The sequence below is a fragment of the Enterococcus sp. 9D6_DIV0238 genome, assembly GCF_002174455.2.
Lineage (GTDB): Bacteria > Bacillota > Bacilli > Lactobacillales > Enterococcaceae > Enterococcus_L > Enterococcus_L dunnyi.
Genome location: NZ_CP147246.1, coordinates 1920986 through 1943187 on the forward strand (window position 1 = coordinate 1920986; position 22202 = coordinate 1943187).

Sequence of the window (22202 nt, forward strand, 5' to 3'; positions counted from 1 at the left end):
TCGGCAGCAGCCGTTATCTGCTTTACAAGGGCAGCTTTATAGCTGAACTTGGGTGGTACCGCGAAATTCAAGTCATTTCGTCCCAAGAATTTTTTTCTGGGGATGAAGTGGCTTTTTATTTTACCACTGAGTTACCTAGTTTCATGAGCTAACCTTTCGGAGAAAAAGATAACATAAGGTCAAAACACCTTGATCTATTTTTCTGCCGAGACTGGACAAGCCCGCTATGCTTTTATATTAAGGAGGAGTAATTATGTTAGATGTAAAAATGATTCGTCAAAACTTTGATGATGTGCAGGCAAAATTGAAAACCCGCGGAGTAAAAGAAGAAATATTGGTAGAATTTTTACGATTAGATGAAAGCCGCAGAAATTTATTAGTAAAGGCAGAAGAATTAAAAAAATATCGGAATGATGTTTCAGCTGAAATCGCACAATTAAAACGCAACAAAGAAGATGCAGCAGCTAAAATCGCTGAAATGAAAGAAGTTGGCGGCAATATTAAAGCCTTGGATACTGAAATTGAAGAAATCGATACTAAGCTACAGGAAATTTCTACTACTTTGCCAAATCTGCCTCATAGTAGCGTGCCTGTAGGTGCGGATGAAGAGGATAACGTAGAAGTTCGTCGCTGGAGCGAGCCTAGAAGCTTTGCTTTTGAACCAAAACCTCACTGGGATGTTGCTGAGAACTTGGATATTATTGATTTTGAACGTGGAGCAAAAGTTGCAGGCAGCCGTTTTGTTTACTATAAGGGTTTAGGTGCTCGTTTAGAACGTGCATTATATAATTTCATGCTGGATATGCATGTATATGATCATGGTTATACTGAAATGATGACACCTTATATCGTTAATAGTAACTCAATGTTTGGAACAGGACAATTTCCTAAGTTTAAAGAAGATGTTTTCCAATTAGAAGATACTGATATGACTCTGATTCCAACGGCAGAAGTTCCTTTAACAAACTATTATAATAATGAAATTTTAGATGGAAAAGATTTACCTATTTACTTTACAGCACTAAGCCCTTCTTTTCGTTCTGAAGCAGGAAGCGCCGGTCGCGATACCCGTGGACTAATTCGTTTACACCAGTTTAATAAAGTGGAAATGGTAAAATTCAGTGATGCAGAGCATTCTTATGAAGAACTAGAAAAAATGACAGCAAATGCGGAAGATATTCTACAAAAATTGAACTTACCTTACCGTGTAATGGCTCTTGCTACTGGAGATATGGGCTTTTCAGCTGCTAAGACCTATGATTTAGAAGTTTGGATCCCAGCTCAAAATGCCTATCGCGAAATCAGCTCTTGCTCAAACTGCGAAGATTTCCAAGCACGCCGTGCCATGATTCGTTATCGGGATGAAAATGATAAAGTTCAATATGCCCATACACTAAATGGATCAGGATTAGCTGTCGGTCGTACTGTTGCTGCTATACTAGAAAATTATCAAAACGAAGATGGTTCAGTAACAATACCTGAAGTTTTAGTTCCATATATGGGTAACTTAAAATTGATCAAATAAAAGAACAAAAAAATTCTTAAGTTGAGCAGCAGCCTGTTGAAAGTAGAAATCCTGCATGTTACATTTGATTTATCGCAAGAAAATAAATCTATCACATAAGGGAAGCACTACACATGGACAAAAACAGCTACTCACATAGTACCCGCAATAGTAGGCGTGCACGACGAAAGCAACATATGCCTAAAAAAATAGCCCTTCTTTCTCTATTTGCCAGCACGCTTCTTTTAGTTGGGGGCGGTGTTTATATCACTCACATTCATCAGTCTCGTTCGACAGCCAAAGAAACGACGAAAGAGCACGACAGCGATTTTAACAAAAAAGAAGCCTTGCTTTTAGAAAAGATTCGGCAAGATCAAAAAGAAGCTGCACTAGCAAGCACCGAGCATACAGAAGTAACGAACAACATTCAAACATTGCTTTACGATCCGGTCCAAAAGGATTCTATCCCTCGTTTTTCAACACTGAAAGACGAACTAACAACAATGATCGATACAGTAAAAAGAAAACATTCTAATCAACAGCCTATTAAAATTGTCGGACAAATGACTATGTCCAACGTAACCGCGCAATTAAAAAATTATCAACCTCTGTTGACTATTTATAGTTGGGATGAAAAAAACAGGACCTGGTCTGAAAAGAAAGAGCCTTGTGCTACTTCAGATTTTGTGAATCAGAAAAATAATCAGGAATTGACACTGACCGATCTTTTTACAAGTGAAGCAAATCTATTAGCTGTCCAACAGGTCATTAAACAAAAATTACTAGATGATAGCTCTGATGGGACTAAGGTTATCGATACTGTTTTATCGATGCCGAATATGTCCTTAACGGACACACACTTCACTTATCGGCCCGATAAAATCAGTTTTCATTTGCCTGACAATGCAACAGGATCAAAAGAAGTCTCGTTGGCATATAGAGAAATCGCTGAGTACGTTAACCCAGAGTTTATCGATCCAGCTTCCATCAATGATGCTTTCGATACGCCTTTAGATCCAAACAAAAAGTACATTTCACTTACGTTTGACGATGGACCAAACCCAAAAACGACTCCCAAACTTTTAGATATCTTAAAAGAAAAAGGCGTGAAAGCAACCTTTTTCATGTTAGGGCAAAATGTGGTGAAAAATGAAGCAATCGTCAAACGAGCGGATAGTGAAGGTCATGAAGTAGCTAGCCATTCATATTCACATCCTCAGCTGACAACGATCGATACAGAGCGTGTCAAAACAGAAGTTCAAAATACAGATAAGGTCATTTATCAGGCAATCGGTAAACTTCCTACTGATTTTAGACCTCCATATGGCTCTGTAAATTCTGAAACAGCAGCGATCATCAATAAGCCTATCATCCAATGGTCAGTTGATTCACAAGATTGGCAAAGTCACAGTATTGATAAAATCATTCAACGCATACATGATACAGAATACAATGATGCCATCATTTTGATGCATGATATTTATCCAGAAACAGTGGATGCCGTACCAATCGTGATTGATCGTTTACGTGCAGAAGGATATGAAATTATCCCATCTAAACAATTGTTAGGAAATAAGGCTAAACCTTTGCATATGTATTATGGATCTAACGATGAACGACCTGTACAATAAAAACACCGTCCAATGGACGGTGTTTTTTATTGTATATACTACTGTTCTACAGAGTAGTTTGGTGCTTCTTTTGTGATTTGAACATCATGTGGATGAGATTCTTTTAGTCCGTTTCCACTCATTTGAATGAATTGTGCTTCTTCTCGCAATTGTTTCAAATCAGCAGCTCCAACATAGCCCATACCTGATTTTAGCCCACCGATCAGCTGGAAGACAATATCTGCTACGCTGCCTTTGTAAGCAACACGACCTTCAATACCTTCAGGTACTAATTTATTCGCTTCATTCACGCCGCCTTGGAAGTAACGATCACTTGATCCTTTTTCCATTGCACCTAATGAACCCATACCGCGGTATGTTTTGAAACGACGGCCTTGATAAATTTCGAATTCACCAGGAGATTCATCTGTTCCAGCTAACATACTTCCTAACATTACCGCATGTCCGCCCGCTGCTAAAGCTTTGACGATATCACCTGAGTACTTGATTCCCCCATCCGCAATGATCGCTTTGCTATATTTACGGGCTACAGAAGCTGCATCATAGATAGCTGTCAATTGAGGTACGCCAACACCTGCTACAACACGTGTTGTACAGATCGAACCAGGTCCGATCCCGACTTTTACAACATCAACACCTACATCATAAAGAGCTTTAGCACCTTCTGCTGTAGCAATATTCCCAGCGATCAATGTCGCTTCTGGGAAAGTGTCACGAATTTCTTTGATCTTACGGATCACTCCTGCACTATGGCCGTGTGCAGTATCAATGATGATCGCATCTGCACCAGCTTCAAGTAAAGCTTCTGCACGCTCAAATGTATCACTCGTTACACCTACAGCTGCTGCGACTAAAAGACGACCATGTTCATCTTTAGCTGCATTCGGAAATTCAATCACCTTTTCAATATCTTTGATCGTGATCAAACCGCTTAAACGATTATTTTCATCAACGATCGGTAATTTTTCGATTTTATGTTTTTGTAGGATTTTTTCGGCATCTTTTAGAGAAGTACCGACTGGGGCTGTCACTAAATTGTCTTTCGTCATGACTTCTTCGATCTTCATTTGATAGTCTGTCACAAAGCGCATATCACGGTTAGTGATGATCCCAACCAGTTTACGATTTTCCATTGTTTCAACGATAGGCACACCACTAATGCGGTATTTACTCATCAGATTTTCAGCATCTGCTACTAAATTCGTCGGTGTTAAGAAAAATGGATCAATGATCACTCCGCTCTCAGAACGTTTTACTTTGCGCACTTCATCTGCTTGCTGTGCAATACTCATATTCTTATGGACAACACCTAGTCCACCTTGGCGCGCCATTGAAATCGCCATTTTACTATCTGTGACTGTATCCATACTTGCACTGATTAGAGGAATATTCAATTTGATATTTTTCGCTAGCTGCACACTCATATCTACTTCGTTTGGCAGTACGTGACTTTCTGCCGGAATCAATAATACATCATCAAATGTAAGACCTTTTTTCGCGAATTTTGTTTCCCAGTTAGACATTTTCCAGACCACTCCTCTATTTAATTTTATATAAGAAAATAACAGATAATAATGGTGAAGTCAACCGCATTTCTTTGTTTACAGAAATTTTCTTTCGCTTTCATAAAACATGAGATCATGCTCATTGTTTTATCATCTTAAACAAATCATAACTATAGTTATTTCTTTAGAATTTTTTTGAAATATATGGTACCACTTTTACTGAGAAAAGCGGCGCAAGAGTGATCAGCGAAATACTTAATGAAATCTTTTGTGCCCAAGTCGTTTTATAAGAAACAGTCACTTTACCTTTTCCTGATAATGAAAGAGCAACATACCCATTTTGTTTATTTAAAACGGCAGGTATTTCTTTCACCTTCCCATCTTCGATCACCTTCGCCTGATACCCATAATAATAGATAAAAGGAAGCGTAACGATTGCTGGCTTTGACAGAGCGACTTGATAATCAAAGCTTACTGAGGCAAAAGATAGCTCACTTTTTTTTATAGTCATAACTTCTGGATCATAGCTAATTTCTCTTTTTTTATTTTTTAACAACTTTTGATAATTTACTTCTTTTGGTAAATATTCGTGCCCAGCACCGATATAGTAACTGTTGGTTTGGTCATAGCTTTGATGTGATACAATACGCTTCCCTTCAGTATCGATACTCTCCCACTCATAAATCACCACGCCTAGTAAAATGAAAAGGATCAAAATACCTTGTCCATACGGAATCTTTTTCAAGATCTTATTGTAGTCGTTGGCAATCAAATAAGCCGACAGTAGTGTCACTATGGATAAAAAACGCCAAGGAAATTGAATAGTATTCAACGGAGTCTGATCAAATAACTGCCAAGGAAATAAATTAGTTGTCATAAACATGAATAAAAAAGAAAGGAAGAGCAAGTCACGATCCACGTTTTTTTGCTTAAACAACATTACGCCATTTACCAATAGCCCTACCAAAAGAATAAGTCCAATATTCGCTGAGGAAGCATGAAACACCCGATTTTCAAAACTATTTGCCAAAAGCTCTCCCAACGCATAGCTCCTATCTGAAATCAACGTGAGTGGGTTGGCTGTCACTTGAAAAGTAATTCGACTCATTTGTTCAAAAACAGGAACTAAGTAGAAGGCTAGCAGCAAAATCGTTACAATTGTTGCTTTCAAAAGTGCTGTGAGTGTTTGCTTTTTAACAAAACGACGCGCATTTAAAAGGACATATAAACCAATAAAAATACTAACGATCTCCAATGATATAAAATGTGCTAACCCGATTCCCGTCATTGCGATCGTCAACAACCACCAATTTTGCACCTTACCAGCTTTTAACAAGCTTAGACTGGCTAACACTAAAGGAAAAAAGCCCATTGCCAATAACTCACCGATCGCCTGACGATTAAAGAAGTCCTGTAATCGATAGATCGATAAAGTATATAATAACGAAAACAGATAACTCTTCAACTTAGGTAATCCCATGATTCGCCCAGACAAATACGTTATCCCGAACGTTCCTAAATTGATCATTGTCGCAAAGAACAAAAAGCTTGTCGCCAGCGAAAAACCAGCTACTCTTAACAGAGCAGGTATATATAAGTAAAAATCCGGATAAAACAAACTTGAAGCATATCCGTAACCACCAATAAAAAAGTAACTGATCTTAGGAAGCCAAATACCATGTGCTAAAGACTGTGCCAGGCCTTCGATCCTATTTTGATGAAAATGATAGTCGTCTCCAATCAAAATATGTCCATTTTGAAAGTAGACGATATACAGAGATAAAAAACTTAACAAAAGAAAACTTAAAAAAATCAACCATCGACTTCGTTTACAAATCCATTCTCTCATCCATTTACCCTTTCTTAAATTGTATTCTACTTTATAAGATACTTCGACAAGCCATCTCTTTCAAATATTACTATCTTTCGATATAAAAAAGAACCAAAAACAAAACTAAGCTTAGTTTCATTTTTGGTTCTTTCATATGCAAAAGGTTGATTATTCTGCTGAATCAACGCGCTAAACTACTGCGCATATTGTACTTTTTCTTTAAGAAGTGACGTACGATCAATGCCAATCCACCAATAACGATCACGATCACTGGATCTAAGATAGGGTTAATTACTGGCGGCAACATTGCAGAACCTGCAAATACTACTATCCACAGCAACATTGAACCCACTAAAATCAAACCAGTCTTAAACCAACCAGGACGTTTTGATTTGTCTACTCCCGGGCGGTCGTACTGATAAATGTATTTGTATGTAAGATAAAATACATACCCGCCTGCCATTGAAGCTAAAACAAGTGTCAACAATCCTAAAGGTTGCGTTTTGCCTTTAGACCACATCATCATGATCGAAAACATCAACGTCATCACGCCAAATAGCAGCAACGTATTATCCAGCCACATCAATGCAGGAGTCGACTCTGGCAATTCTTCTGGTTTATTTAAAATAGCCTCCGTACGTTCAGATACAGTACCGAACAGTTGACGTGCAGTTTTACCGCTTTTTTGACCTTCTACCAGATGTGGTAAAATCTCATGCAAAGCTAGCGTTTGTGCTTCTTCAGAAAGGTTGGCAGCTACTAATGACTTCTTTAAATCAAAAATGTACTGTTCATTTCTTTTGGTCAATTTTTGTTCAAGCTCACGATTTTCTGAAACAATCTCTCGAAGTGCTTCTGATTCCATTTTTTGCGTCCTCCTCGCCCATGAAAAACAGGGCAGTCTTTACCTAAAAAGTATTCTAACACACTTTTTAGGGAGAAAAACAGTTTTTTACAAATTTTTCCTATACATTGAAACGGAAAAGCATAACATCGCCATCTTGCACAATATATTCTTTTCCTTCTAAGCGGACTTTCCCAGCTTCTTTTGCAGCCTGCATGTTGCCATACGTATTTAAATCATCAAATGAAACAGTTTCGGCACGAATAAATCCGCGTTCAAAATCGGTATGAATGATTCCAGCTGCCTGAGGTGCTTTGATTCCTTTACGGAATGTCCATGCACGAACTTCTTGTTCACCTGCAGTAAAGTAGGTTGCCAAGCCTAACAAATCATAGGCTGCACGAATCAACTGATCCAAGCCTGATTCTTCAATACCTAGAGCTTCCAAAAATTCTGCTTTATCTTCATCATCTAATTCAGCGATCTCTTCTTCTGCTCGTGCACAAACCACGATCACTTCTGCATTTTCATTAGCTGCAAAAGTCCGAACTTGTTGAACATACGGATTGTTATCTGAATCTGAAACCTCATCTTCTGATACATTCGCAACATATAAAATCGGTTTTGCAGTTAATAAAAATAGACTTTTAACGATTTTTTGTTCATCTTCAGTAAAATCGATCGTCCGTGCAGATAAACCTTCTTCTAATACTGGTTTAAGCTTATCTAGTACAGCCAACTCAGCAACTGCATCTTTATCCTTTGTTTTTGCTATTTTGGCCACACGTGTGTAACGTTTATTGATAGAATCCAAATCCGCTAAAACTAACTCTAGATTGATTGTATCGATATCTGCCAGCGGATCAACACGTCCTTCAACGTGGGTGATATTGTCATCATCAAAACAACGAACAACATGACAAATTGCATCTACTTGACGAATATGACTTAAAAATTGATTGCCCAATCCTTCACCTTTACTTGCACCTTTTACGATACCAGCGATATCTGTAAACTCAAAAGTAGTTGGTACAGTTTTTTTAGGCTTTACTAATTCTGTTAACCGCAACAGGCGATCATCTGGTACTTCCACCATCCCAACGTTCGGGTCAATCGTCGCAAACGGATAATTTGCCGCTTCTGCTCCTGCTTTTGTGATTGCGTTAAAAAGAGTTGATTTCCCTACGTTAGGCAAACCCACGATTCCAGCTGTTAATGCCATTGATCATTCACTATCCTTTATCATTTTTTTCCAAAATTTTCTTCATTTTCTTTTCAAAATCCCGACGTGTCATCATAACGATATGACCGCAGTTCGTACATTTTATTTTAATGTCGGCGCCCATTCGGATGATCTCCCAACGATTCGCCTGACAAGCATGTGGCTTTTTCATTTCAACGATATCCCCAAGATCATACATGTTCTTAAAATACCTCCTACATTGAACGCTTGATAGTCAAAAAGACACGATTCCCTAAGCTAACAATAACATTTTTTTGAATCACTAGCAAAATGTTTTTTCTCAATAGTTTCTTTTTGCACAACATCACTCATTATACTCTATCTCTACTATATAAATCAAAAAAATCCGAATCTTAAAAAGGAAAATCAACAACAGGAAACATCCTTATTAGGAGATCGATCAAATAATCAAATTCAAAACGAATGAAGATATTAGACAAAACAGGATTGAACTTTATCTATTTATATTGGATAATGATAAAAAAATAATCAAAATATAACATTTTTTATAATTTTTCAAAAATATTTGTTCTTAGTTGGTATAAAAAGGAGTTTTATTGTGGAAAAATTTGATTTATTAGAAAAAATGGAGGCCTATCAAATTGATTTGCTCATATACATAATCAATAATGGGGGATCTGCAACAAAGAAGGAGCTGTTGACACATCTAAAAATCGGAGACTATCTTTTGTCAAAATTACTTGAAAACTTAATGACTCATGCAAAAAATTCCAATAATGGTTTTTCAATTGATGTTATAAAACATACGGTTCGATTTCAAACAAAACCAGAATATTCGATACATACTTTATTTAATAAACTAATTACACATGCACCAAAATATCAAATCTTAAAAAAACTGCTGCTATGCGGAACGATTGATCCTATCCCATTATGTGAAAAAATCGGAATCAGTCATTCAACTTATTTTCGAAAAATAAACGAGTTAAACAATCTACTAAAAGAGTTTGACTTGTCTATCCAAAATGGCTATCTTTTAGGATCAGAATTGCAGATTCGCTTTTTTTACATTTCTTTACTTCTTATCACTGATTTAAAACAGCCGTTAAAAATTCATGATATCGATCCTAGAATCTACGACACAGTAAATAAAATCCAAACGATTCTTGGTTCTCCTTTATCCTTTCTTTCCAAAAGAAAACTAATTATTTACCTAAGTTTATTAAAAAGAAGGAATGCACAAAAAGGAATCTCGGACTATAGCGATCAATTACCATTTTTTAGCAATAAAACTGGGTATCATAATCAAAAACGTTTTATCCGTATACTAAAAACCTCTACTCTTTTTAGAAAAATCGACAAAGTTCTGACATCTTTTTTAGTTTATTATTCTTTTAAGATGCTTCCTAACGAAACCATCCTATTGATCCTCTTTCTACTAGGAGAAGAAATCATTCCAACTCACTCATATTGTTTAAAAGAACTGGATATTATTGAAAAAAAGAGTAATCTTTTCATCTTAACCTTAAATAATGAATTTTTAGATTTTATGGAGCTAGCTTATCCCGATACTCGACTGACTAAACGGCATCGTTCTATGCTGAATTACCACCTCAGTTCGATCGCCTATCGTCATTTGATTTTTAAAGGTCACATCAATTACTACTGGGAGTCACACCTTTCTAGTCATGAAGAGAATCATCGTTTTACCATTATTTATGCATTTATTGATTATATGAAAAAAAAATACCCTACACTTTTTGAAAATGAATCCGATACCCGTTTTTTAATATTAAAGTATGTTTATATCTTGAATCTTTATGAAGAATGGATCAAAGCCAAAGTGACTGTTGGTGTATTTATTGAAGGCAATCTATTGTTTAAAAAACAATTTACTAAATGGTGGATCAATTATGCTGAATTAACAACCTTTGCTCAAGCTGAACCACTTGTGACCGATAAGCCTTACGATCTTGTAATCAGTAATATCGACTGGCCTACTCTCAAAAAACAAGGACGTCATTTTTTCTTCATCACCAATTATAATGAAAACATGGATAAGATCGATCTTGCTGAATTACTTTATAAAATCTATTCCTCCCATTGCTAACGACAGAAAATCAAAAGGCTGGGACTGAAGTATTTCAGCCTGAGATTTGATTTTTATAAACCGAAAAGCAAATGGCATCTAGCAACTATTATAGCTTTCAAGTGATAGCTGGCACTCGCGGCATAATACCTTAACTTTTCTATGGTCTGATTCATCATACTAACTAACAAATTTAAGCTTTTCTACCAATTGACGTTCTTCTGATAAAAATGAGTTCGTATAGCAATCTAGTGTCATTTTTGTTGACGAGTGCCCTAATAAAGAGCTGATAGTAGCAATATTTCCCCCCGCTTCCAAACAACGAGTGGCAAATGTGTGTCGCAAAGAATGGAAAGAAAACTTTTCCAGTCCAATTTTTTTACGTACAACTTGAAAGCGATACGCGACTGTACGCGGTTCTAATGCCTTATGTTTATGAGAGATAACGTAATCACTAGTGGAAACTTTATGAAGTTCCAATAATTTTGTTCTCAATGAATCGGAAATAGGAATTCTTCGAGAAGAGTTTTGACTTTTAGGTGTTATTTCGACAATCTCAGTCTTTCTTACACCTGCATCATTTTTCGGGATTCTTAATATTGTTCGATTCACTCCCAAAGTATTATTCTCAAAGTCAATATCTTCCCATTTCAATCCGCAAATCTCCCCAATCCTCAAACCTGTTTGCAATGCTAGAATGATAGAGAAAAACTTTTGATTTGTATCGACTTCTTTCATCAGTCTATTCTGATCTGTAACCGATAGTGCTTGAACTGTTTTTCTTTCAGATTTGGGCAATTCGATACCTCTACACGGATTATCTGTAAGCAAATTCAATGAAACTGCCTTGCTGATACATGTTTTAAAAACAGAAAAAATAGACCTGATAGAGCTGGCTTTCAGCGTTTTTCTCATGTCATTAAGTAATTTTTCAATGTCTGATTGTGTCATTTTTTGTAATTTGATGGTGCCTATTCTTGATAGGATATGGACTTCCATTTTATTTTTATAGCTGGCATATGTACTTCCTTTGACCTTTGGCTGTACAAATGTTTCCAACCAATAATTTGTCCAATCAAGTAATTGACCATCGTACTGACGTAAGCTCTTATGATTAGTTGTCTGCTTTTCATATTTCATCAATATCAATTGCTGTTTAACTTCGGCATATTTGTACCCATAAATATACCCGTAATAAATCTTTCCATTCTCTCGTCTACCTTTTATGTATCGGCCTTCCCAACGGCCATCTTTTCTCTTATAGATGTTCTCTCCTCTTCTTGCCATAACTAAGATCCTTTCTAAAGTTAAATTTGTTAATTCAAGAAAATGAAATCACTACAAATCGCGAAAAATATGTCATTTTATTATCAAAAAATGTTTTTTGACGATCTCCTTTATCCATTTCCTATTCCCCAACTCCAAACAATTACAATACGTTTGTTTTTATTAACTAATTATGAATTAATTTGACTTTTTTTAGTTTCAATTTTTTTGGTAGAAATAAGAATTTTTGGAAGTAGCATTCAAGATTTTTTTGCTATAGAAACGATTATTTTTTCCACGCATATCCCGTTTTTATTCACACCAAGAGATTACTTTTTTATATTATTAACTACTGCTTTATCATTGATCCGTTTCAAAGAACTGCTCAGTAACTCTTTCAATGCTGCGTATCCTTCTAATTTGATCAATACTTCTTGTGGACAGTATACCCAATAATTAAAAATCGAGAGGCTCCCTGCAATTTTATCGACTCTTTCCATGAATGGACCTAATTCTTCTATGAGCTTTCTACAACTTATTTCATTAGCGATCATGATCTCATCTTCGCCCTCTAACTCCAGTAACATCCACAAATAATCTATAAATTCGACTTTCATCTTTAGATCTAAAAATTGTTTTTTTGGTACCATTTTTCTTTTATTTGAGGGCACATTGTTTTCAAAATACTTTATGACCTCCTGCTCATTTTTAGAGATATATTTTGGACGAACAGTTCGTTCGGGCAGTACTGGTTCACTTTCACGCTCCTTGTTCTCCGACACTCCCAGAACCTTTAATCGCTTTTTTAATACTCTTTTTTTAGAATGTTGATTTGAACGAACTAAAGTATAGCGGCGGCTACTTTGAGATACACTCTCATCTTTTTCTGTTTCTTTTAGTGGCGTTATCTCTCCAACCTCAAATCGGAGCTCTTTATGTTTAGATACTGATTTCTCCAATGTATGAGTCTTAGGAGACATCGCATAGTCATTAGGTTGTATTTGTTCTTTCAATGTTTGACTTACTTTAGTCAGTTCATTTTTTAGTAATTCACCAGAATCCAGCACAATCTCTTCATTTTTTTCAAGTCTATGTTCTATAGCTTCCATTTTTTCGGTTAGCTGATTGAACTTTTCTACTACGTTATATATTTTTTCTTCTTTTCTCTTATATTCAGTCTCTCGCTCTTGTTTTAGCACTACTTTATATGATTCAATTAATTCTTGTACACAACTTCTAAAAAATGGGAGCTGTCTCACATGCTCAGATTCAAAGAAGCCGATCGTAAAAGTCAAAACAATATAAGCTGGCGACGTAAAAATATTGATCCTCTTAATGATCAGCTCATCATTTTCTTCTACCCAAGTCTTTTGGACTTTCATTGCTATTTGTTCCAGTTCCATCAATGAGTCGATATCTTTCTTAAAAACTAATTTGCAAGAAAGATAAGCCTCATGTGATGTTTTTAGCTTTTTATTATATATTTCTACTCCTAAAAGTCTTGGATTTACTTTTTGATGAAGAATATACTTTTTGATGATTTTTTTCCCATGTCTTTGAAGATTTTGTCCGGTCTCGTTCATGTCCTCAAACTCCTCGAATTGTTATGCTGCCAATCTAATTTCACGCTATCATCCCTTATAGATAATCCTGTATAGCGCTCTAGTCTGATTTACTCTAATGCTATCCTCGCAGATCCGCTGGTGCTTACCGTCTTTTATTTTTCTTTATTTTTTGTTGTTTATTTTCAGGATTTCTTTTTTTATTTTGTTGACTTTTTTTTCGACGCTTTCGCTTTTTTTTCTTCTGATACAGCTCTGCTTCATATTGCCTCTGTCTTCTTCTCCTTAGAAGTATCAGCGCTATTAAAACAATAAGCAAAAAAGCCAGCGTAATAGAACAAATCACTATATAAATCATCAGATGTTTAGAATTTTTCTGATAGTTTTCGGTTTCTTTAACTAACTCAAACCCCTTATTCCATTTCCATTCTTGACCTGTGTCTTTAGATTTGACCGTCAACTGAAGCGAGTATCTTCCCGCAGACGTCAAAGCGTCATTCTCATCCGCTATAATAAAAGTTGTGCTTGAATTAGGAGCCATTCGATAATTGGATTGCGCCACTTGATACAAAACCTGATCAGAGCCTTCTTCAGTGATTGTTGCTGTATATTCAAGCTCTTCTACATTTATTGCCTGATCGTTTTGGACTGTTGCCTGTATCGTTTGTCTGCCATCAACTTTTTTCGGAAGCACCCGCAACAAATTTAAATTCGCCATAACAGGTGCATCTGTTTCAGTTAGTTTTACAGCGACAATATAAGATTTTTTTCTACTTTGATCATTCAGTTGAGACTGGCTCGAATCAATTGAACTGATCTTGATCCCGCCTAAAATCATACCGTCAAACTGCTCTGGAGGCATTTTTAGCTGAACGATTATTATTCTTTTTTCATGAGCTGGAACTATCGCCTTGGACTCTACTTGAGCAATATCTTTGAAGGAAACAACTAAACTTTTATCTCTTGATACTTGACCTGAACGATCAGAATAGTCTATTTCTCCTGATAAATTCGTTGTTGCATCATTGAGTTCTATTGTTATTTCCTGTTCTATATCAGAGGGATTGGACACTTCCAATTTCAACTCCTGCTCTTGCCCCGGGTTCATTCTCAGATCATAGTAGGTCACCCCAGTATCAGATTGATTTTTCGGTAAAATCGGTTTGACAGACACCGCAAAGCTGGCTTCAACTGACAATATAGTAAAACAAATACCTAGAAAAAAACTGATTTTCAAGATGAGCACACGAATTTTCTTTTGTTTAATTGACATTTATTTAAACCCCTTATACAGCGGATTGAATTCCCTGTAGCAAAGAAGAACTGATGCGTAAAGGCCTCTGCTTCTTCAACAGAAAAAATTTTTTTCAGTCACTATAATTTTTCGATACACTGACTTATATCTCTAGCAAACATTTAATAAACTATGTACTACGAATGGGAAAAGCCGACTATTCCCACTCTATTTTTATTCTATATCCGTTATTGGCTCCTCATTCAGGATGATTTGCTCTAATAGAAAGTTTTCTCCCTGAATAAGGTCAAAATAAGCTGCTTTATTTAAAATACTATCGTAATCCATTCTCATAATTCGGACATGGGGTTGTCTAAACCAAGATTTTTTCTTGATCTTCACACGCGACTCAATCATTTTACATTCATCTAGAATCAAATAGATTTCATTCGCTGAAACGGAATCTTTAAAACTACGAACTTGTTCCCTTTCATACGTCAACCGATTATCAGATATTGTCATCTTTTCTGATTTTGTGACCAGTTCCTTATTCATCATCCATGACTGCTCTAAAAACTTAGCTTTTTGCATCAACTTTGAATATTCCCTCAAATCGATTTTCAGGATTTGATCCCAGTCTTCATTTTCATTATTGTTAGGCTTACTTAGTTCTTTGATTGCTCTGGATAAATTTTGTCTCTCCATCTGATCAATAACGACTTCCAACTTTTGGTTTGCCAAACGCATGCGCTCTTTTGCATAACGTTCCCTGCTTACTGCTTCTTCCATTTTTAGGACATAATTTATATTGGCCTCTTTTATATTATTTTCTACACCCTCTACTTTTGGCTTAGACTTAGGTTTAGGTTTGGAATCAATTTCAACAGTTTGAAGCGGTTTGACAAATTTAGACACTAATCGTTCGATTTCCTCGATAAACAGCTCTAATACGTCATCACTTTCAACTAATAGCTGCTGTTCTAAAGACTGCAGTAAATTGACCATGAAAGGAAAGTCTACTTCACGATATGCAATAGGAACAAAATCAATGTAGTAAATGACTCGATTGTCTTCCTTTTCCTTCGATCCTCCTATCCAGGCAATCTGAGGAAATGTATGAATAAGCTCGTCCAACAATGCCGACCAATCAAGATCCACAAAATCCAACGTGATCTCAACATGTTTGAAAAAAGAAATAATTGTATGGAATTCCTCAAAATATTCTTCTACTTCTTCTTTAGGGTAGGGAATTCCTAGATTTCTTTTTTGAAAAATCTCTTCACAGATATAATAAATATCCCGCAACATATCATCGTCAAAAAGACGCTCGCCTACTGCCGGAGAAGCAGCTTGATAAATATCAACTATAATATTTTGATAAACCACTTCTTATTCTCCTTCCCTTACTCTAGCGACTGATCAGCTAAGCGTTCTGATTTATTCAGTAGATCTTCCATCAGCACACTTGTCTCACTTTGAAGACGAAGGATACGAGTATGATAGTTTGCAGCCTCTTGATTAATCTTTTTCAACTCGATCGAAGCTTCTGAAACAGCTTTCTTAGTCTCATGTCTTGCTGCTTCAACTGTTCTATCAGCTTCAATTGTTGCCCGCTCGATAATTTGCTGTGCTTTTTCTTTTGCTTCCATCAAAACTTCTGCAATCTGAGTCTTCATTGAATCCTGTTGACGTAATTGTCGTTCAAGTTCGCTGTTATTAGCACGTTCTTCTAATAGTTGTTCTTCTGCTTGTACCCTTGCATCTTCTGCCTGTCTTAATTGATCTTCAAGCGCATGCACTCTGTCTTTAGATTGGGACGAGCTGGTCAATCGTAAGGTCAGCTGATCGATCTCCTGCTGCTTATTTTCTACTTCCGCTTTTAGGCGTTCTGCCATTGTCTTTTGACGCTGAACTTCCTTTTGGAATTGCTGATTCTCATTCGTTAAATGTTCAACTATGGCGGCCTGCTCTTCTTTTAATTCTTGTTCCTGCTTTCTCATAGAACTTTCTAAACGTTCTCTCTTATTTGATGCTTCTGGACGACTCTTCTTAGGAGGTTCGTATTCTTCCTCTTCGAAATCATCATCATCGTACTCGTCATAATCATCATATTCTTCATAATCATCATAGTATTCTTCATAGTCATCATCATATTTTTGTTTTTTTTTCTTAAACATAGCCAACTGTACCGCTCCCCTTCTTACTTCCTATTTCTTACAATGCACCTGTCAGTAATTCTTTTATTTTTTCGTCATGCTGGTCATTCAAAAGTGTAAAATCTTGATTTAGGTAATAACCAATTCCTTTTTTATTTAAAATGAATGGTTCAAAAATAGATGTTTTTTCCATTATTTTTTGTTTGATACGGTTGATCAAATTACTTAATAACGCTTGTTTATTTTTTTGCTTCGCATTTGTCCAAATCGCTTCGCATAATGCCTGACTTGAAAAGACTCGTTGATCAGATTTGATAAAGTGTTCTAAAACTTGATGCTCCTTTTTAGTTAATGGAATCAGCCAGTTATCAATGATCAATGTCCGGTCTTTAAGCTGGAATGTGTGTGTCTTTTTCATTTTCGCTACAGCTGAAAATGATGATGAATGCTGCGACATACTCTCATTACCTGAAAAAACATCTATCGTTCTTTCTTGATTGGTTTGCCCTGCACGCACTGCTGTTTCTTCAAAAATTTCTGCCAACTTACTAGCTAAATCCGTAACGGAGATCGGATAACGAACAAATGTTACCTCTGCATTATCAGCATATTTGGATTCGTTCGCCTGTTCTGATTCAAAAGTCAAAACAACGATTGGCTTATTAAGCAGTACTAAGTTATCCAAAAATGATTCTTTTAATCCACTATACATAGATTGCTGATAAATAATCAGATCGAAATTTTGTAAAAAATAAAACTCTTTATCTTTTGGCCGAGTCAATATATCTTTTGAAACCATAATTTCATAATCCATATTCAACAAACTATTTTGTAATAATCCGTTAGCGCTAAGTGTGTCGGTCAATATAATAATTTTTTTCCTCATAATAGAAAGTCCCCCTCATAATTTTGTATATAGTAAAATACCAACCATTCATGTTAAAAAAATTCCTTAGAGAAAATTCAACCAACCTTGCTGGCAAGCCTATACATAGATCACTATAAACTGCAAAAATTGAATTATAGGAATTTCCTATTCTTATATAAAATAAGAAAAAAGGAGTATTATTACTTGAAATTCAGCATTTTTAAAAAACTGATGACGGCTAGATGACGGTCAATTTAAATATAGTAATAAGTTTAATATTTAAAAAAAGAGCATTTTAATAAAATAAATAAATCCATGTTGATGATTGAAAATAAAAAAAGTGCTTCATACACTTTTCCAATCATTTTTGACTTTAATAACTTAACTCTATTTATTTGACGGTTTATTTGACGGCGAATAAAAATAAGGGATTTTAATATTAATTATTGTTTATTTGAAAATAACGATCCCTTACTATAAGCTGTCTTGTCTTATACTATTCTAGGATTACTAGTTGCCACTTAAATAGTACAATCATTATGATTAAAACATATAATCTATCGATGAATATCATTTAATTAAATATATTGTTATTTTTTTATTCCTCATTGACACGCCTAAATTAGTTATTGTATACTTGAAACGTAAGCAATTAATACAGTATCTATTTATAAGAACTACAATATAGTTTAATTTAAACAATTATAAATTTTTCTTATTTTATATAAGAACAAGAAAAAATTTGTTATTTATAAATAAACTGGATTTTATATCGATTATTTATAAATTGATATATACATAATACTTTTTCAAGAAATATATTATAAAAAGAGAGTGACATAAAACTAAGTAGTTTTATGTCACTCTCTTATTTATTGATACTTTATTCTTCATCAAAATGAATTTCTAAGATATCTAAAATTCTTGCTAAATCTGATTGTGAGAGATACTCGATTTCGATTTTTCCTTTGCCTTCTTTTTCTTGAATAGCAACCGTCGTACCGAATTTATCCATCAAGCGATCTTCACTTTCACGAATGTAGTATGGTTTTTCTTTTTGGAGTTTTTTATCTTTTTTGATTATTTTTTTGCCTTGGTTTTCATTTAAATCATTGACGATTTGTTCTAATTGACGAACCGTTAGATTTTCTTCGACCACTCTTTTAGCTAAAGTCATTATCTGATCTTTATCTTTCAATCCCAATAATGTTCTTGCTTGTCCCATTGAAAGAGTTTCACTTTGAACCAGTTCTTTCACTGGTGCAGGCAACGTTAATAAACGTAGGTAGTTTGCAATATAGGGACGGCTCTTCCCTAAACGCTCCGCTACTTCGACCTGTGTCAATTTTAAATTTTTCATCAGCATATCGTAAGCTTCTGCTTCTTCTAATGGGTTTAAATCTTCACGCTGCAGATTCTCCAAAACAGCAACTTGCATCATTGCTTCTTCATCAAACTCACGAACGATTGCAGGAATCGTTTCTTTTTCTGCTAATTTTGATGCACGAAAACGTCTTTCACCTGCAATGATCTCATACCCTTTAACTGCTGATTTTCTGACGATGATCGGCTGAAAAACCCCAGATTGTTGGATCGAATTTGCCAACTCTTGTAAGGAAGCTTCGTCAAATGTTTTTCTTGGCTGGTAGGGATTTGGCCGTAATTCGTTTAGCGGGATCTCAATGACTTCTTCTTTTTGTACATCGACATCTTCTAAGCTGGCGAAATCTTGAAACAATGCATCAATACCTCTTCCTAAACCTTTTCCTTTACTCATTATCCAACACTTCCTTTGCTAGTGCTTGGTACACTTCGGCACCACGTGAACGAGGGTCATAATCAATAATCGACAGGCCATGACTTGGTGCTTCTGATAAACGAACATTACGAGGAATGATCGTATCGTAAACTTTTTCACGGAAATACTTACGAACTTCTTCAACGACTTCTGCACCAAGATTTGTTCTAGCATCATACATCGTCAACAATACGCCTTCTATACGCAAATCAGGATTAAAATGTTTTTGGACCAAGCGAATCGTATTCAATAGCTGGCTCAATCCCTCTAACGCATAATACTCACACTGGACAGGAATCAAAATCGAATCGCTCGCTGTGAAAGCGTTGATCGTCAGATGACCTAATGAAGGCGGGCAATCGATCAAAATAAAATCATAATGATCACTGACCTCTGCAATCGCTGCTTTTAATCTCGTTTCCCGAGCCATCATTGACGTTAGCTCGATTTCTGCTCCTGCAAGCTGGATCGTCGCTGGAACGATGTCTAGATTCTCTCTAGACGTTTGTTGGATCACGTCTTTGATCGGTTCTTCGTTTACTAATACATCATAAACGTCTGTGGCAACATCTGGTTTACGTACACCAATCCCACTCGTTGCATTTCCCTGAGCATCGATATCGATCAGTAAGACTTTTTTCCCATAATAGGCCAAACTAGCACCCAGATTCACAGTGGTCGTCGTCTTACCAACTCCGCCTTTTTGATTCGCTACAGAAATTATTCGTGCCATTTGTGTCCCTCCATCTTATTTGATCGGTTGTTTATTTGGTAATCCTGGTTTTCTCGGGTATTTTTTAGGTGTTTCTTTTTTCTTTTGAATGACTACGATATGACGTTCATCATTTGTGACTGGTAATTCAAAGGATACTTCTTCTTGAAACTTGCCGCCTAAAATAGCTATCGCAGGTTTTGCCTCGGTGATCTCTTCTTCACTTTTTGCTGCTTTCAATGCTAAGAAAAAACCCTCTTTTTTTACTAATGGCAAGCATAATTCACTTAAGACATTCAATCGAGCGACCGCACGTGCCGTCACATAATCGAATGCACCGCGAAACTCTGCTTTTTGTCCAAACGATTCCGCGCGATCATGATATAACGAAACCTCTTCCAACCCAAGTTCATTGACTAATTCTGTTAAAAAAGTGATTCGTTTATTCAATGAATCTACGATCGTTACCTTCAATGAAGGAAAAACGATCTTCAGCGGAATACTAGGGAAACCAGCACCTGCACCAACATCACAGATTGTCTTGTTCGTTGAAAAATCTTCAAAAAATGCCAACGAAACAGAATCATAAAAATGCTTTAAATACACTTCTTGTTTATCAGTGATCGCAGTCAGATTCATCTTTTCATTCCACTCGACAAGCAACTCGAAATAACGGGCAAATTGCGCCATCTGCTGCTCTGACAGCTGGATTTCTTTCTTGCTCAATATTTGTTTAAATTCTTCAGGTGTCATAAGATTCCTTCCTTGTGTGAAACAGAAAATGTTTCACAATTGTCTTTTCTTACTTTAACGCAAATAGGGATTTCTTGCAATGTTTTTAGCAAGTTTTATAAGAGTTCTAATAAAATTGTTCTTTCTATTATATGTAGGAAATTTTCACTTACTTTCAGTCAAACAAAAACAGCTGGGTCAAAACTCAAAAGAGTCATAACCCAGCTGCTTTACTCAATCAATCGCCACCGGCAGTTGCTTTGATAATTGTATTATAGATCGGTTCTCCATTTATTAAATCATCGATCGTACCAATTTTGACACCTTTAGAATAGTAACCATCTAAAATGCCTAATTTTTGAAAGATCGTCTGTTTATAAGCAATTTCTGCATTCCATTCTACTGTATCTAAAACGGCTAAAGCTGAATGGATCGCTTCGATTCCAGTGTCTCCACCTGTAGTGATCAACACCCCATGACTGTCCAATAAAAATTCATGCGGCAATTGTTTTCTAGGCATCGTCTTAATATGATTGCTGACGATTTCTGCCAATTCTTCAGAACAGTTTGGTTCAAATTCTAAAACTTCAATGTATTCAACCTTTTGAGTCGCTTCTGTCAGGTTCGGCATATCTAACCCACTCGTTGCCCAAAACATGCTATTTGGCGCATGTGCATGAAGAACTGCTTTAATATCAGGATTAGCGTCATATACCGCTTCGTGCATATTGATTTCCCGTGTCAATCCGCCTTCACCAGCAATCACTTTTCTTGTATGTGGTTCGACTACTAAAATTTGTGAAGCTGAAAGATGTCCTAAGTAAGCTTGCGACATCATAGTTGGCGTCATGATGATATATTCTTTCCCTGTTTTGTCAGTGGTTTTAAACGAAAAATTTCCTCCAGCAACATTGGTATTTTTACGTTCAAAAATCAGTTGAACGATTTTTGCCATATCTTCTCTTTCACGCTCAAATAAAATTCTTCCATCTGCCATAATCGATTACAGCTCCCTTTTCTTTTTTAATAGTTTTCCAGTGCGGATCGTTTCTTTCGCCGCATCTTGTATGAGTTTATATTCTTCATATTTTTGCTTTTTTCGTTCGTCATATTCTTTAAAAAGAACAGCATTGCCATCTTTATAAATAAAAAATGAAAGTAGGATGACTAAAAAGTAGATAGGAATAATATTTGTAGCCATCGCAATGATAAAAAGTAGTATATCTAAAAACAACAGCATGAACCATTTTCCTTTTTCATTCATTA

At 35.8% G+C, this 22202-nt stretch carries 19 protein-coding genes and 1 other annotated feature (1 of these 20 cut by a window edge); of the genes, 3 read left to right on the top strand and 16 right to left on the bottom strand.

Annotation, left to right across the window (positions count from 1 at the left end):
- Nucleotides 1-88 (top strand) — a binding site (T-box leader); it begins 125 nt to the left of the window's first position.
- A gap of 165 nt (nt 89-253) precedes the next feature.
- Entirely contained in the window at nt 254-1525 is a 1272-nt protein-coding gene (gene serS / locus A5889_RS08995; RefSeq protein ID WP_087641574.1) for a serine--tRNA ligase, read from the top strand.
- 113 nt (nt 1526-1638) lie between these two features.
- Nucleotides 1639-3135 carry a polysaccharide deacetylase family protein gene (locus tag A5889_RS09000; RefSeq protein ID WP_087641575.1) on the top strand — a complete coding sequence of 499 codons (1497 nt, stop codon included), beginning with the start codon at nt 1639-1641 and terminating at the stop codon, nt 3133-3135.
- A 38-nt stretch (nt 3136-3173) separates the two neighbouring features.
- Here the strand turns inward: A5889_RS09000 and guaB are convergent, their stop codons facing one another.
- The 5 genes from guaB to A5889_RS09025 form a co-directional block, all read right to left on the bottom strand.
- A complete protein-coding gene (guaB, locus tag A5889_RS09005) occupies nt 3174-4658 on the bottom strand; it encodes an IMP dehydrogenase (RefSeq protein ID WP_087641576.1) in 1485 nt (494 codons plus the stop codon).
- Between the two features lie 166 nt (nt 4659-4824).
- Nucleotides 4825-6489 (bottom strand): 6-pyruvoyl-tetrahydropterin synthase-related protein, encoded by a 1665-nt coding sequence (locus A5889_RS09010; RefSeq protein ID WP_087641577.1) that lies wholly within the window; start codon nt 6487-6489, stop codon nt 4825-4827.
- A 163-nt stretch (nt 6490-6652) separates the two neighbouring features.
- Nucleotides 6653-7336: a DUF1129 domain-containing protein gene (locus A5889_RS09015; protein ID WP_087641578.1), complete on the bottom strand. Its 684-nt coding sequence runs from the start codon at nt 7334-7336 to the stop codon at nt 6653-6655.
- Nucleotides 7337-7436: 100 nt separating this feature from the next.
- The gene (gene ychF / locus A5889_RS09020; protein ID WP_087641579.1) at nt 7437-8537 is read right to left on the bottom strand and encodes a redox-regulated ATPase YchF; all 1101 of its coding nucleotides are present in this window, start codon (nt 8535-8537) and stop codon (nt 7437-7439) included.
- A 10-nt stretch (nt 8538-8547) separates the two neighbouring features.
- Nucleotides 8548-8736, bottom strand: coding sequence for a DUF951 domain-containing protein (locus A5889_RS09025; RefSeq protein WP_087641580.1), 189 nt, complete (start codon nt 8734-8736; stop codon nt 8548-8550).
- A gap of 381 nt (nt 8737-9117) precedes the next feature.
- Here A5889_RS09025 and A5889_RS09030 point away from each other — a divergent pair, with 381 nt between their 5' ends.
- Nucleotides 9118-10629, top strand: coding sequence for a helix-turn-helix domain-containing protein (locus A5889_RS09030; protein WP_087641581.1), 1512 nt, complete (start codon nt 9118-9120; stop codon nt 10627-10629).
- A gap of 159 nt (nt 10630-10788) precedes the next feature.
- Here the strand turns inward: A5889_RS09030 and A5889_RS09035 are convergent, their stop codons facing one another.
- From A5889_RS09035 to A5889_RS09085, 11 genes are all read right to left on the bottom strand, one after another.
- Nucleotides 10789-11895, bottom strand: coding sequence for a tyrosine-type recombinase/integrase (locus A5889_RS09035; protein WP_087641582.1), 1107 nt, complete (start codon nt 11893-11895; stop codon nt 10789-10791).
- Nucleotides 11896-12203: 308 nt separating this feature from the next.
- Complete coding sequence (locus A5889_RS09040; protein WP_087641583.1) at nt 12204-13457, bottom strand: hypothetical protein; 1254 nt, start codon at nt 13455-13457, stop codon at nt 12204-12206.
- A gap of 124 nt (nt 13458-13581) precedes the next feature.
- Entirely contained in the window at nt 13582-14709 is a 1128-nt protein-coding gene (locus A5889_RS09045; RefSeq protein ID WP_087641584.1) for a DUF916 and DUF3324 domain-containing protein, read from the bottom strand.
- A 195-nt stretch (nt 14710-14904) separates the two neighbouring features.
- Entirely contained in the window at nt 14905-16056 is a 1152-nt protein-coding gene (locus A5889_RS09050) for a hypothetical protein (RefSeq protein WP_087641585.1), read from the bottom strand.
- A gap of 17 nt (nt 16057-16073) precedes the next feature.
- Nucleotides 16074-16847, bottom strand: coding sequence for a hypothetical protein (locus A5889_RS09055; RefSeq protein WP_225535137.1), 774 nt, complete (start codon nt 16845-16847; stop codon nt 16074-16076).
- A gap of 37 nt (nt 16848-16884) precedes the next feature.
- Nucleotides 16885-17712 carry a helix-turn-helix domain-containing protein gene (locus A5889_RS09060; RefSeq protein WP_087641587.1) on the bottom strand — a complete coding sequence of 276 codons (828 nt, stop codon included), beginning with the start codon at nt 17710-17712 and terminating at the stop codon, nt 16885-16887.
- A gap of 865 nt (nt 17713-18577) precedes the next feature.
- Nucleotides 18578-19471, bottom strand: a complete 894-nt coding sequence (locus tag A5889_RS09065; RefSeq protein WP_087641588.1) for a ParB/RepB/Spo0J family partition protein — start codon at nt 19469-19471, stop codon at nt 18578-18580.
- A complete protein-coding gene (locus A5889_RS09070) occupies nt 19464-20225 on the bottom strand; it encodes a ParA family protein (RefSeq protein WP_087641589.1) in 762 nt (253 codons plus the stop codon). The genes A5889_RS09065 and A5889_RS09070 overlap by 8 nt, the downstream gene beginning before the upstream one ends.
- Nucleotides 20226-20240: 15 nt before the next feature.
- A complete protein-coding gene (gene rsmG / locus A5889_RS09075; RefSeq protein ID WP_087641590.1) occupies nt 20241-20957 on the bottom strand; it encodes a 16S rRNA (guanine(527)-N(7))-methyltransferase RsmG in 717 nt (238 codons plus the stop codon).
- Between the two features lie 217 nt (nt 20958-21174).
- Entirely contained in the window at nt 21175-21933 is a 759-nt protein-coding gene (locus A5889_RS09080) for a class II aldolase/adducin family protein (protein ID WP_087641591.1), read from the bottom strand.
- Between the two features lie 6 nt (nt 21934-21939).
- Nucleotides 21940-22200 (bottom strand): hypothetical protein, encoded by a 261-nt coding sequence (locus A5889_RS09085; RefSeq protein WP_087641592.1) that lies wholly within the window; start codon nt 22198-22200, stop codon nt 21940-21942.
- Nucleotides 22201-22202: the final 2 nt, after the last annotated feature.

Excerpts from the sequence above, each read along its gene's own strand:
- serS (WP_087641574.1), top strand. The coding sequence starts at position 254 with ATGTTAGATGTAAAAATGATTCGTCAAAACTTTGATGATGTGCAGGCA.
- A5889_RS09000 (WP_087641575.1), top strand. The coding sequence starts at position 1,639 with ATGGACAAAAACAGCTACTCACATAGTACCCGCAATAGTAGGCGTGCA.
- guaB (WP_087641576.1), bottom strand. The coding sequence starts at position 4,658 with ATGTCTAACTGGGAAACAAAATTCGCGAAAAAAGGTCTTACATTTGAT.
- A5889_RS09010 (WP_087641577.1), bottom strand. The coding sequence starts at position 6,489 with ATGAGAGAATGGATTTGTAAACGAAGTCGATGGTTGATTTTTTTAAGT.
- A5889_RS09015 (WP_087641578.1), bottom strand. The coding sequence starts at position 7,336 with ATGGAATCAGAAGCACTTCGAGAGATTGTTTCAGAAAATCGTGAGCTT.
- ychF (WP_087641579.1), bottom strand. The coding sequence starts at position 8,537 with ATGGCATTAACAGCTGGAATCGTGGGTTTGCCTAACGTAGGGAAATCA.
- A5889_RS09025 (WP_087641580.1), bottom strand. The coding sequence starts at position 8,736 with ATGTATGATCTTGGGGATATCGTTGAAATGAAAAAGCCACATGCTTGT.
- A5889_RS09035 (WP_087641582.1), bottom strand. The coding sequence starts at position 11,895 with ATGGCAAGAAGAGGAGAGAACATCTATAAGAGAAAAGATGGCCGTTGG.
- A5889_RS09040 (WP_087641583.1), bottom strand. The coding sequence starts at position 13,457 with ATGAACGAGACCGGACAAAATCTTCAAAGACATGGGAAAAAAATCATC.
- A5889_RS09045 (WP_087641584.1), bottom strand. The coding sequence starts at position 14,709 with ATGTCAATTAAACAAAAGAAAATTCGTGTGCTCATCTTGAAAATCAGT.
- A5889_RS09055 (WP_225535137.1), bottom strand. The coding sequence starts at position 16,847 with ATGTTTAAGAAAAAAAAACAAAAATATGATGATGACTATGAAGAATAC.
- A5889_RS09060 (WP_087641587.1), bottom strand. The coding sequence starts at position 17,712 with ATGAGGAAAAAAATTATTATATTGACCGACACACTTAGCGCTAACGGA.
- A5889_RS09065 (WP_087641588.1), bottom strand. The coding sequence starts at position 19,471 with ATGAGTAAAGGAAAAGGTTTAGGAAGAGGTATTGATGCATTGTTTCAA.
- A5889_RS09070 (WP_087641589.1), bottom strand. The coding sequence starts at position 20,225 with ATGGCACGAATAATTTCTGTAGCGAATCAAAAAGGCGGAGTTGGTAAG.
- rsmG (WP_087641590.1), bottom strand. The coding sequence starts at position 20,957 with ATGACACCTGAAGAATTTAAACAAATATTGAGCAAGAAAGAAATCCAG.
- A5889_RS09080 (WP_087641591.1), bottom strand. The coding sequence starts at position 21,933 with ATGGCAGATGGAAGAATTTTATTTGAGCGTGAAAGAGAAGATATGGCA.
- A5889_RS09085 (WP_087641592.1), bottom strand. The coding sequence starts at position 22,200 with ATGAATGAAAAAGGAAAATGGTTCATGCTGTTGTTTTTAGATATACTA.